Source organism: Salegentibacter salinarum (genome assembly GCF_900168115.1).
Lineage (GTDB): Bacteria > Bacteroidota > Bacteroidia > Flavobacteriales > Flavobacteriaceae > Salegentibacter > Salegentibacter salinarum.
Genome location: NZ_FUZC01000001.1, coordinates 368,570 through 380,986, shown reverse-complemented (window position 1 = coordinate 380,986; position 12,417 = coordinate 368,570). Strand labels below are relative to the sequence as shown.

The window sequence follows — 12,417 nt, the reverse complement described above, 5'->3', positions numbered from 1 at the left end:
TATGAGCCCTATCCTCGTTTTTGGTGTTATCGCCGGTTATTTTGCGCTACTGTTAGTAATTAGCCATTATACCTCGAAACAAGCTGATAATAATACCTTTTTCACAGCCAACCGGCAATCACCCTGGTTTTTAGTAGCTTATGGAATGGTTGGTGCCACGCTATCCGGTGTGACTTTCATTTCAGTTCCCGGGGAGGTTGGAAATTCCAATTGGACTTATTTGCAATTTGTTATGGGGAATATGGTGGGATACACGGTAATTGCGCTTGTGTTAATTCCATTATTTTATAAACTCAAATTGATTTCCATTTATGAATATTTAAAAGACAGGTTCGGGCAAAATTCTTATTACACCGGAGCCACATTTTTTCTTATATCTCAAACTATAGGGGCATCTTTTAGGTTGTTTTTGGCTGCGCTGGTCTTGCAAATTGCATTTTTCGATGCCTTCGGAATTCCATTTTGGGTTACTGTATTGATTACTATTGCACTGATTTGGATTTACACCTTTCGCGGTGGAATTAAAACAATTGTATGGACAGATACCCTGCAAACCACTTTCTTACTATTGGCGGTTGTCATTAGTATTTTTATGATCGTAGACCAGATGGAACTCAAGTTTACCGATGTTTTCAGCATAGTTGCAAATAGTGAAATGTCTACTATTTTTGATTGGAATTGGCGATCTAACACTGCGTTTTTCAAAAGTTTCCTTGCCGGAATCTTTATTACGATTGCGATGAATGGGCTTGATCAGAATGTGATGCAAAAAAACCTGACTTGCAAGAACAAGGGAGAAGCTCAAAAGAATATTTTTTGGTTTTCCATTGTTTTTTTCTTTTCAACGGTACTCTTTTTAGCCCTTGGGGTTTTACTTTATAAATTCGCAATGGATCAGGGAATTGCAATCCCGCAAAGAACCGACGATCTTTATCCTCTACTTGCGCTAAATCACTTCGGAATTTTAGCCGGAGTCGTATTCCTATTAGGAATCATCGCCGCTGCTTTTTCCAGTGCAGATTCGGCCTTAACGGCGCTTACTACTTCATTTTGTGTAGATATTCTTGATATTCAGAAAAAAGAAAAAAATCAAAAAAAAACAAGACTTTTAGTTCATATTGGTTTTACCATTTTAATGTTTCTGGTAATTATTGCATTTAATGCGGTAAACGATAGCAGTGTAGTAAGCGCAGTGTTTAAAGTTGCCGGTTTTACTTATGGTCCTTTACTGGGTTTATTCGCTTATGGATTGTTAAGCAAAAATCCGGTACGCGACAAATGGGTGCCGTTGGTATGTATATTATCCCCGGTAATTTCTGTAATTTTAGATTTTAATTCTGAAACCTGGTTTAGAGGTTATCAATTTGGTTTCGAGATCTTGTTGGTAAATGCCGCTATTACCATGGTAGGACTTTTAGCTATTTATAGATCGAAAGCTGAAAAACGCCTATCCGAATAATTCAAAATTTATGCAGCTAAAGTTTTATCCATATAATCTTGAGTTAAAGAATACATTTACAATTAGCCACGGGTCTCGCGACTTTCAACCTACATTAATTGTAGCGGTAACCGATGGCGGTTTTACCGGGTATGGCGAAGCTACTGCTACTTCTTATTATGGGGTCAGTATTGAAAGAATGCAGGAGGATATTCAATCTTTAGAGCCGCTGCTTGCTGAAAATATCGATAAAACGCCTGAGGAGATCTGGGAGCTTACCTGGCCAAGATTAAAGCATAATCCATTTGCCCAATGTGCCCTGGACATCGCCCTGCACGATCTCCACGGAAAGCGAAATGAAATGCCGCTTTACCAATTATGGGGATTAAATTTGGAAAATATTCCACTTACAAATTATACTATTGGAATAGATTCCGTTGAAAAAATGGTGCAGAAAATTGAGGAATTCCCATGGCCATTATACAAAATCAAACTGGGAACCGAAGATGATGTCGCGATTGTAAAAGAACTGCGAAAACATACCTATGCCATTTTTAGGGTAGATGCTAATGCCGCCTGGACCGCAGATCAGGCTATTGAAAATGCCAAAGCTTTGAAAGAATTGAATGTTGAATTCCTAGAGCAACCTTTAAAGGCTGATGATTGGGATGGAATGAAAAAACTATACAAAGAATCGGTTTTGCCACTTATTGCCGATGAAAGTTGTATTGAAGAAAGCGATGTTGAAAAATGCTCCGGATATTTTCACGGAATAAACATCAAACTCACCAAATGCGGCGGCCTCACCCCGGGAAAGCGAATGATTTTAAAAGGAAAATCGCTCGGCTTAAAAGTAATGGTGGGTTGTATGACAGAATCTACGGTGGGAATTTCAGCAATTGCACAATTATTGCCACTACTGGATTATGTAGATATGGACGGCGGACTTTTAATTAAAAACGATATCGCCGACGGAGTAAAAGTTTACGACGAAAAGGTGCATTTTCCTAAAAGAAACGGCACAGGAGTGGAATTGTATGAGAAATAAATTTCAGTCAAAAATTCACTAATTTCGAATCTACTTTTTATGGATACGTCATCCTGAACTTGTTTAAGAGCCTGCTCCGAAATTTATTCGGAGATCAAAGTTTTTCAAATAGAAAAAATAATCACCAATGAACATACTTAAAAAACCTTATTTAATTTTATTCTTAACGCTTTTCCTATTCGCTTCCTGTGAAGAAAAAGTAGAAAAAGAAGAAGAAAACCCACTTGAAAATCAAATTGCTCAAGTGGAAGAAGAATACGCCCCGGATGGACGGGTAGCTCTTTTTGATGTGCGAGCCGAAAAAGACGGAGAATCCTACATTCTAAAAGGAGAATCTAACGATCCTGAAGCAGTAGCTTTTCTAAAGGAAAAATTACAATCAGAAAATATCAAATTTACCGATAGCATTAGGATGCTTCCCGATACTGAAGGTTTGGAAAATAAAACTCACGGGGTGGTAAAGATTTCAGTAGCCAATCTTAGGGATGCACCGAAACATTCGGCGCAACTCGTCACTCAAGCTACGCTCGGAATGCCGGTTAAAGTTTATAAAAAGGAGGGAAGTTGGTATTACATTCAAACTCCCGAAGGTTACCTGGCCTGGGTAGATTACGGCGGAATTAAAAATATGACCGAAGAAGAATTTTCTGACTGGAAATCTAAGGAAAAACTAATTTTTACCGAACCCACCGGCAATTCTTATTTTGAACCAAATCCCAATTCACAAACGGTTTCAGATCTCGTGGCCGGGAATATTTTAGAGCTCTTAAACAAACAAAATAATTTTTACGAGGTAGAATACCCAAATGGAAAGAAAGCCTTCATAGAGGAAGCTTACGCGCAACCATACGAGGATTGGCTGACTTCTTTAGATCAAACCGAAGAGGATTTAGTGGCAACTTCCAAAAAACTAATGGGATTGCCTTATTTATGGGGTGGTACTTCGCCAAAAGGAGTTGATTGCAGCGGGTACACCAAAACCATATTTTTTCTGAACGGGATGGTAATTCCGCGTGATGCTTCGCAGCAAATTCATACCGGGGATGTTGTAGATACCGATAAGAATTTTGAAAACCTTGAAAAAGGCGACTTACTTTTCTTCGGAAAACCTGCAACCGATTCTACCTCAGAACGTGTAATTCACGTAGGCATGTGGATTGGTGATAATAAATTCATTCACTCAATGGGTGAAGTTCACATCAGTAATTTTGATACCGAAGCTGAAGATTTTGATGAATATAATTACAATCGCTACCTGCGCACCAAACGAATTTTAAACAAAGAAGATAAAGGTTTGATCTATTTAAAAGATTCAGACTTATTTACTAATTCTGAAGGTGAGAAAGTGAAAATGTAAGTTAAACCTCACAGTTTCCAAACCTGTGAGGTTTCTTTATTATTACAAATACTTCTTATGCAATTGATACAGTACTTTTAAATCATAATGGTTAAAAGGCTGGTCAAGATTTTCCTGGATAAAGTGCAATTTAAAAGCACTTTTTGCAGCTTCTAAGTCTGTAGTGTCAAAACCTATGATCTTTAATGCATTTTCTGTATTAAAATCGGCCGGAATTACTTCGGGGAAAACCAGTTTATCCAGAAACGGAATTCTGGTAGTAAGCCTTGAATTAAGTCTTATAGCTAAAGGATTTGGTTTAAAAAATTCAGCTTCAAGTTTAAGGTTTTCCACGTCAGCTTCATCATACCATAATCCAAAACCTTCTTCAGCTAAACGTTTCCATGGAAAATTAGCATTTGGATCTACTTTTCGGGAAGGCGCAATATCAGAATGGCCAATAAAATTTTCAGCGGGGATGCTGTATTTTTCTTTAATTTGCTTGAGCAATTCAATTAAACTATTTATTTGCAGATCGGTAAATACTTCTTCGCCGTTATTATCAATTTCAATTCCCAGTGAAGATGAATTTAAATCGGTATTGTTGCCCCATTTCCCAATTCCACCGTGCCAGGCACGATAATAATCATTTAACATATGAAAAATTTCCCCGTTTTTAGCAATTACATAATGCGAACTTACTTGCGTTCTTGGCAAGGTAAACGTAGCTAAAGTTTGACCAATTGAATCCTGAGCGGTGTGGTGAATTACCACGTAATTAGGCTTTCTCAGGTTAAAATTAGTAGTTCCCACCCAGTAGTCACCATAATTGAGTGCGGATTCTTTCTGGTTTTCCGGGGTGGGGAACTGCTGTAATTGTTTGCTGTAAGCCTTTGCCTGTTTCTTATGTAAACGATTGGTTTTTGCGTAAGGATTATTTCCGCAGGAAATAATAGCAACGGCCATTATAAGATAAAAAACAGGAATTAATTTTTTCATTGATCTAATCTAACTTCGTTATTGAAATTATTCGAATTTCCATTTTACGAATGCTTCCATGGCTTCATAATTCGCTAATCCCAGTTTATCGTAACTTTCGGCGGTTTCGCGGTTTCTTTCTTCTGCTCTTACCCAAAACTCACGTTCGTCGTCTCCCGGAAATACCGGTCTGTCTTTTTGAGATTGATGTTGGAAAATAGCATTTCGTTTGCGTTGTACTTCTTTTGGAGAAAGTGGCACGGCCATTTCAATCTCGTGTACTTCAAATTCCTGCCAAGCGCCACGGTACATCCACAACCAGCAATCTTTGGTCCAGGCTTCGGTTTTTCTGAGCCTTTTCATTGCTTCCAGGATGATTCTGAAACAAACTATATGTGTTCCGTGAGGATCGGCAAAATCGCCGGCGGCAAATATTTGATGAGGCTTTATCTCTTTCAATAAATCCATGGTAAGTTCCACGTCTTTATCGGTCACCGGATTTTTTACTTTTTTCCCGGTTTCATAAAATGGCAGGGCCATAAAATGAATGTTTTTATCTTTTAATCCGGCATAACGAGCTCCGGCAATTGCTTCAGATTTTCTAATAAAGGCTTTTACGTCCCTTATTTCATCTAAATCAATTTCATTAGGCTCTTTTTTATCAATAAAGGCGCGCATTTTCTCATAAGTAGCTTCCAGCTTTTCGGTATCTTCACCGGTACTCTTCTTAAAATCTATGGCAAATTCCACATAACGTAACACATCAGTATCCCAAACAGCGGTATTCCCTGAAGTTTGATACGCAACGTGCACATCGTGTCCCTGGTCTACCAATCTTATAAATGTACCGCCCATAGAAATCACATCATCATCGGGATGAGGTGAAAATATGAGAGAGCGTTTTTTCGCCGGACTTTTACGCTCTGGACGCTGGGAATCATCGGCATTTGGTTTTCCTCCCGGCCATCCGGTAATACTATGCTGAAGTTGATTGAAAACATCAATATTAATATCATAAGCTGGGCCTTGCTCTGTGGCAAGTTGGGCCATTCCGTTATTGTTGTAATCTTCGTCGGTAAGTTTTAGAATAGGTTTTTTTACTTCGGAAGAAAGCCAGATTACCGCTTTTTTAATTAATGCCTTATCCCAGGAACAGTCTTTTACTAACCACGGCGTATTAAATCTTGTTAATTCTGAAGCAGCATCTTCATCTAGAATAAATTCTACATTATCTGAAAGCTGAAGATATGTGGCGGGTACATTTCCAGACATTTCCCCTTCAACAGCTTTTTTAATGATGGGAGCTTTTTTCTTGCTCCAGGCCATTAAAATAATTTCTTTGGCTTTAAAAATGGTGCCAATTCCCATTGTGATGGCTTTGGTAGGTACATTTTCTTTACCACCAAAATCACGTGAAGCATCCCTTCGGGTTAAATCGTCTAAGGTTACCAACCGCGTTCCAGAATTTGGGGCAGAACCCGGTTCATTAAAACCTATGTGACCGGTTCTACCAATTCCCAGTAATTGCAGGTCTAAACCGCCCACAGCCCCAATTTGATTTTCGTAAGAGAGGCAATAATCGGTAATATCTTCTTTGGCCAGGGTCCCATCTGGAATATGAATATTCTCTCTTTTTATATCTATATGATTAAAAAGATTTTCATCCATAAATTTTACGTAGCTCTGTTTGGCATCAGGCTGCATGGGGTAATATTCATCCAGGTTAAAGGTTATCACGTTTTTAAAACTAAGCCCTTCTTCTTTATGCATTCTAATTAGTTCGTCGTAAACTTCTACCGGGGTGGCACCTGTTGCCAGACCCAACACGGCATTTTCATGCTTGTCTTGCTTACGTCTAATAAGATCTGCAATTCGTTTGGCTACTTTTTTTGAGGCAATATGTTCATCTTCATAAACTTTTACCGGTAGTTTCTCAAAACGTGTTTCTTCTAAAAGATTTAATCTGGCCATAATTTTTTAACTAATTTGGGATTTTACCAGGCTAACCTGGTCTTTAAATATATCGTCCATTACTGCTATGGTGCCACCATACAAGCTGGAATTCGCCCCAAGGGTAGAAAGCTCAATTTTGGTACGTTCCTTAAGCTGCATCATACAGTAAGTGTTCATTGATTGTTGAATTGGGGTGGTAATAAATTGTTTTGCTTCAGCTATTTTGCCTTCTAAAATCACTAATTCTGGATTAAAGATCTGGATTAAAATTGCAATTCCTTTTCCAAGGTTTATTCCTATTTCAGAAAGTACATTAATTGCAAACTGGTCGCCACGATTAGCAGCATCTATAATCGTTTCCGGCTCCAGTTTCTCCAATTCTTCTTTTTTTAAATTGTTTAAAACCGAGGTTTGTCCTGCTTTTAAACCCTCTTTGGTCTTCCTAACAAGGGCAAGTCCCGAAGCTTCTGTTTCCAGACAGCCACGTTTCCCGCAGTGGCAAAGTAAGCCGTCTTCTGTCATTGGAATATGGCCGAATTCTCCCGCGAAACCAGACTCACCGGAGTGCATTCTTCCGCCCATAATAATTCCCAGACCAATACCCCAGTCCATAGAAATTACTAAAACATTGCTTTTATTTTTGGCCGTGCCAAAGCGAAATTCAGCTAAACAGGCGCTTTTTGCATCATTTAAAATAGCAACCGGCTTTTTAAACTTTTTTTCAAATTTATTTTTAAGAGATTCGGGTTCCTGTTCGCTTAAATAATAAGTGAAGTTTTTACCGGCTTCAGCAGAAACCAGTCCAGGCATGCTTATACCAACACCCATTACCTGGTCCAGTTTCACTTTAGCTTCTTTTAATAATTCTTGGGTCCACCCAAATAAGAGATCTACGATATTAGAATCTGAAGAAATCTCGGCGGGCCAGGATTTTTCGTGAAGAATGGTATGGTTATTATCAATTACTGCCAACTTAATTCTAAACCGTTCTATATGAATACTCACTACAAAAAATGAATTCTCTACAAGTCCGTATAGATCGGGTTTACGGCCACCTTCAGATTTTCCCCGTCCTTTTTTTATCACTATGCCTTCTTCAATAAGTTGATTGAGGAGAGACATGGAAGTTGGCAGGCTTACATTAAAGCGCTGGCAAACTTCGGCGTTAGAGGTTTCACCATTCAAAAATAAATGTTTGATGATCTTTAATTTCTGGAGAAATTTCTTCCGCTCTACATTATTGATAGTAGAAAGTTTCTTTTCATCTATAAAAAAGTCATGTAGATCTGTTGGCATAGTTTGAGTTGTCATATTTTAAAATAAAAGCATTAATGGTTTGTTTTAAGCTTTTAAAAAAATGAATTTATTTTGAATTTAAAAGTATATAAAAAAAATATTTTTAAAAATACTTTTTCTATTTTTTTATAAAAGATTGATTATTTAATCGAAATTTATACTTTTATGGAATAATATAAACTCGAATTTTCAAATCTAAGCCTCAACTTTAAGAGTACCGAAAAGGAGAATGACTGAAGCCAATAAATTATTTAAGCAAGCAAAAATCGGCAAAAATCAGCGTTATTTAGCTTTAGATGTTTTGCGCGGACTTACCGTAGCCCTAATGATACTGGTGAATACGCCGGGAAGCTGGTCGCATATTTATGCACCATTTAAACATGCAGCCTGGAATGGTTTTACTCCAACCGATTGGGTTTTCCCTTCATTTCTATTCGTAATTGGCAACGCGATGAGTTTTAGCCTTCGCAAATACGAAAGTATTTCGGAAAGCGCATTTTTAAGAAAAGTATTTAAACGAACCGGACTTATTTTCCTTATTGGGTTGTTTTTAAGCGCATTTCCGTTTGTTTTTCGACAGGAAGGCGAGCTGGTTTTTAAAAATCTGGCCAATATGCGAATTATGGGTGTCTTACAACGCATTGCACTCTGCTATCTTTTTGCATCATTAATTCTGCATTATCTAAAACTGAAAAAATCTATTATTGTTGGAATTTTAATCTTGCTTGCTTATTGGGTAATTATGTGGTTTTTTGGAGATCAGCCTAATCCACTTTCTTTAGAAAACAATGCAGCATTGAAATTTGACCGATTAATTTTTAATGACGCCAATCTTTATAAAGGCTACGGCCTTCCTTTTGATCCCGAAGGTTTACTAAGTACGCTCCCGGCAGTTGTAAATGTAATTGCAGGTTATGTTGCGGGTGTTTTTATTCAAAAATCGGGAAATAATATAAGAACGGTAATCAAGTTGAGTATTGTTGGAGTCGTATTATTGGTGGTAGCGCAAATCTGGGGTATTTGGTTTCCAATTAATAAGCCTATTTGGAGTAGTTCGTATGTAATTTACAGTACAGGGTGGACGCTTTTCGTGCTTTCGGTCTTAATTTTGATTATAGAAATTTTCGGCTTTAAGAAATGGACGAGCTTTTTTGAAGCTTTTGGAAAAAATCCTTTGTTTGTTTTTGTAATGTCTGGTTTGGTAGTGATGCTCATGAATATTATTTATGTTAACGGACAGGCCTTAAAACCCTGGCTTTACCAAAACTTATATCTTAGCTGGCTAAACAATTATAACGCCTCGTTGCTGTTCGCCATTTCTTATATGCTACTAATGTGGCTGCTTGGTTACTGGTTGCACAAAAAACGTATTTATATTAAAGTATAAAATCAATTTTTATAAAATGAAGAATAAAACTTCTCTCTTATTCATAATTGCGATGGCATTTTTCGGGCTGTCACTTCAGGCTCAGGAAAAAGCTAAAAAATCTCCTGAATTTCTCCAATACACCAATAGCAAATGGGTAGATTCCATTATGCAGGAGCTTACACCAAAGGAGCGAATTGCGCAGCTAATTATGGTAGCGGCATATTCCAACAGGGATAATGCACATAAAGAAGAAATTCTGAAACTTATCAACGACCAAAAAATTGGTGGCTTGATTTTTTTCCAGGGAGACCCTGAATCGCAATTAAAAATGATGAATGATTACCAGTTAGCTTCTGAAGTTCCTTTACTGGGTGCTATTGATGCCGAATGGGGGTTAGGAATGCGCCTGGACAATACCATAAGCTATCCTTACCAAATGGCGTTGGGTGCAATTCGTGAGGATAGTTTGGTTTATGGCCTTGGAAAAGAAGTTGCACGGCAAATAAAACGCACCGGTCTTCATCTTAATTTTGCGCCGGTTGTAGATGTAAATAATAATCCGAATAATCCGGTAATCAATTACCGTTCTTTTGGGGAAAATAAAGAAAATGTTTCAGCAAAGGGTATTGCTTATATGCGTGGGATGCAGGATGCCAATTTGCTAACTACCGCCAAACATTTTCCTGGACACGGAGATACAGATACAGATTCACATTATGCGCTTCCGCAGATAAATCATCCTTTTGAAAGATTGGATTCCTTGGAAATGTACCCTTTTAAAGAATTAATAGACGCCGGAATTGGCGGCGTAATGGTGGCGCATTTAAATATTCCGGCACTTGATTCTACCGGGGTTCCTTCTACTTTATCAAAATCTATAATTACCGGAATTCTAAAAGACAGTTTAGGGTTTGAAGGTCTAATCGTCACCGATGCAATGAATATGAAAGGTGTAACCAAAGGAAACGAGCCGGGGATTGTAGATAAAGACGCGATTCTGGCCGGAAACGATTTACTGGAATTTACCGAAGATGTACCAAAAGCCATAGATGAGATTAGTAAAGCAATCAAACAGGGCTTAATTTCTCAAAAACAGCTGGACGAGCGGGTTAGAAAAATCCTGGCGGTTAAACAATGGGTTGGCTTAAATAAATACAAGGAACAAAGTCCTAAAAATATTCTGAAAGAAATAAATACCGGCGAAGCCAAATTTCTTAACCGAAAACTGGTAGAAGCTTCCTTAACGGTAATAAAAAATGAAAAAAGTATACTGCCTTTAAGAAAGCTTGATACATTGAAAATTGCTGCTATTTCTTTTGGAGCTGCAAAGCAAACCGAATTTCAGAAAACCCTGAATTTATATACCGAAGTAAAAAACTTCCAGTTAAAAGCTGATGCCAATGCTTCAGAAATAGAAAAAATCAAGGAAAAACTTTCAGAATATAATCTTGTAATTGGGGGAATTCATGACGATAGCCGTTTCCCGCGGAACACTATGAAATTCTCGAAGCCGGTACAGGATTTTATAGCAGAACTTTCTGAAGAAAGAAATACGGTTTTCAGCTATTTCAAAAATCCCTATTCCATAAATAAATTGGATAAGATTGAAAATGCTGCCGGGTTGATTTTAACTTATCAGGATACTAAAACTACACAAGACCTTGCTGCGCAACTTATTTTTGGAGGAGTAGGAGCAAACGGAAGACTTCCTGTGAGTGTGGGAGAAAAATTCAAATCTGGTGATGGTTTAGATGTAAAAGGAAAAATTAGATTAAAATACACCATGCCCGAAGATGTGGGAATGAATTCTGAAAAGCTTTATGACGGTGTGGATTCTTTAATGCAGGAAGCTATTAAAAAAAAAGCGACGCCGGGAGGGCAAATTTTAGTCGCTAAAGATGGCAAAATCGTGTTACATAAGGCCTACGGATACCACGAATACAGCGATACGGTAAAAGTTAAGAAAACCGATTTGTACGATTTGGCTTCGGTAACAAAAATTTCTTCGGCTTTACCCGCTTTAATGAAATTGCAGGACGAGGGAAAATTTGACCTCGAAGCTGGGATAGACGATTATTTGCCGTATTTCAAAAACTCCAATAAAGCGGGTGTTCCGTTTAGGCAAATATTAACCCACCAGGCGAGGTTTAAACCCTGGATCCCTTACTGGAAAAACACTCTACGTAAAAACGGAAGCTTTAAATGGTACACTTTTAAGAAAGATTCTTCGGCAAGATTTCCTGTAAAAGTCAGTGAAAACCTTTGGCTGCATAGGAATTATCAGAAAAAGATGTTTAGAGCCATCAAAAAATCTGAGTTAGAAGAGGAAGCAAAATATAAATATTCGGGCCTAACATTTTATTTATTGCCTTCTATAGTTGAAGAAATTAGCGGGGAAGATTTTAGGAAATATATCAACGAAAATTTTTACGATAAATTAGGAGCAACAACTTTAGGTTATAATCCATTAGAGCGCTTTGAAAAAAGCCGAATTGTACCTACAGAACACGATTATTTATTCCGAAAAAAACCAATTCACGGAATGGTGCACGATGAAGGTGCGATTATGATGGGCGGAGTTTCGGCCAATGCAGGGCTTTTTTCTACCGCGAACGATTTAGCAAAACTGATGCAAATGTATCTGAACATGGGAGAATATGCCGGCGAACGTTATATTGAAGAAGAAACTTTAAATGAATGGAGTACGACACAATTTCCTGAAAACGATAATCACCGCGGGATAGGTTTTGATAAGCCATATTTAGAATACAAAGGTGAAAGCAGCAATACGGCAAAAGATGCCAGTAAAGCCAGTTTTGGGCACACCGGATTTACCGGAATTTACGCGTGGGTAGATCCTGAAGAAGATTTACTTTATCTTTTTCTTTCAAACAGGGTGTTACCAAGTAGAAGTAATACCAGGCTTTACCAATTAAATACCAGGACAAACATTCAGCAGGTTGTGTATGATGCGATAGAATAAAACTTAAAAACTCCAT

Annotated in this window: 8 protein-coding genes; 5 read left to right on the top strand and 3 right to left on the bottom strand. The window is 37.8% G+C overall.

Features of this window, described 5'->3' with window-relative positions:
* Position 1: 1 nt before the first annotated feature.
* The 3 genes from B5X53_RS01645 to B5X53_RS01635 all read left to right on the top strand — a co-directional run bounded on the left by B5X53_RS01645 (position 2) and on the right by B5X53_RS01635 (position 3,843).
* Complete coding sequence (locus tag B5X53_RS01645; protein WP_079711489.1) at positions 2-1,459, top strand: sodium:solute symporter; 1,458 nt, start codon at positions 2-4, stop codon at positions 1,457-1,459.
* Positions 1,460-1,469: 10 nt separating this feature from the next.
* Positions 1,470-2,486, top strand: coding sequence for a dipeptide epimerase (locus tag B5X53_RS01640; RefSeq protein WP_079711488.1), 1,017 nt, complete (start codon positions 1,470-1,472; stop codon positions 2,484-2,486).
* 127 nt (positions 2,487-2,613) lie between these two features.
* Positions 2,614-3,843, top strand: a complete 1,230-nt coding sequence (locus tag B5X53_RS01635; protein ID WP_079711487.1) for a C40 family peptidase — start codon at positions 2,614-2,616, stop codon at positions 3,841-3,843.
* A 42-nt stretch (positions 3,844-3,885) separates the two neighbouring features.
* Here B5X53_RS01635 and B5X53_RS01630 read toward each other — a convergent pair whose 3' ends face one another.
* From B5X53_RS01630 to B5X53_RS01620, 3 genes are read right to left on the bottom strand one after another with little or no spacing between them, the layout of a single operon-like run.
* Entirely contained in the window at positions 3,886-4,821 is a 936-nt protein-coding gene (locus B5X53_RS01630) for an N-acetylmuramoyl-L-alanine amidase (RefSeq protein WP_079711486.1), read from the bottom strand.
* Positions 4,822-4,848: 27 nt separating this feature from the next.
* Positions 4,849-6,771: a glucosamine-6-phosphate deaminase gene (gene nagB / locus B5X53_RS01625; protein WP_079711485.1), complete on the bottom strand. Its 1,923-nt coding sequence runs from the start codon at positions 6,769-6,771 to the stop codon at positions 4,849-4,851.
* Between the two features lie 6 nt (positions 6,772-6,777).
* Positions 6,778-8,064: an ROK family transcriptional regulator gene (locus B5X53_RS01620; RefSeq protein WP_232763994.1), complete on the bottom strand. Its 1,287-nt coding sequence runs from the start codon at positions 8,062-8,064 to the stop codon at positions 6,778-6,780.
* 214 nt (positions 8,065-8,278) lie between these two features.
* On the opposite strand from B5X53_RS01620, the gene B5X53_RS01615 reads away from it, so the two are divergent.
* Together B5X53_RS01615 and B5X53_RS01610 are read left to right on the top strand one after the other, a co-directional pair.
* Complete coding sequence (locus B5X53_RS01615) at positions 8,279-9,436, top strand: acyltransferase family protein (protein ID WP_079711483.1); 1,158 nt, start codon at positions 8,279-8,281, stop codon at positions 9,434-9,436.
* 16 nt (positions 9,437-9,452) lie between these two features.
* The gene (locus tag B5X53_RS01610; protein WP_079711482.1) at positions 9,453-12,401 is read left to right on the top strand and encodes a serine hydrolase domain-containing protein; all 2,949 of its coding nucleotides are present in this window, start codon (positions 9,453-9,455) and stop codon (positions 12,399-12,401) included.
* The last annotated feature ends 16 nt before the right edge of the window (positions 12,402-12,417 follow it).

Excerpts from the sequence above, each read along its gene's own strand:
- B5X53_RS01645 (WP_079711489.1), top strand. The coding sequence starts at position 2 with ATGAGCCCTATCCTCGTTTTTGGTGTTATCGCCGGTTATTTTGCGCTA.
- B5X53_RS01615 (WP_079711483.1), top strand. The coding sequence starts at position 8,279 with ATGACTGAAGCCAATAAATTATTTAAGCAAGCAAAAATCGGCAAAAAT.
- nagB (WP_079711485.1), bottom strand. The coding sequence starts at position 6,771 with ATGGCCAGATTAAATCTTTTAGAAGAAACACGTTTTGAGAAACTACCG.
- B5X53_RS01640 (WP_079711488.1), top strand. The coding sequence starts at position 1,470 with ATGCAGCTAAAGTTTTATCCATATAATCTTGAGTTAAAGAATACATTT.
- B5X53_RS01610 (WP_079711482.1), top strand. The coding sequence starts at position 9,453 with ATGAAGAATAAAACTTCTCTCTTATTCATAATTGCGATGGCATTTTTC.
- B5X53_RS01630 (WP_079711486.1), bottom strand. The coding sequence starts at position 4,821 with ATGAAAAAATTAATTCCTGTTTTTTATCTTATAATGGCCGTTGCTATT.
- B5X53_RS01635 (WP_079711487.1), top strand. The coding sequence starts at position 2,614 with ATGAACATACTTAAAAAACCTTATTTAATTTTATTCTTAACGCTTTTC.
- B5X53_RS01620 (WP_232763994.1), bottom strand. The coding sequence starts at position 8,064 with ATGACAACTCAAACTATGCCAACAGATCTACATGACTTTTTTATAGAT.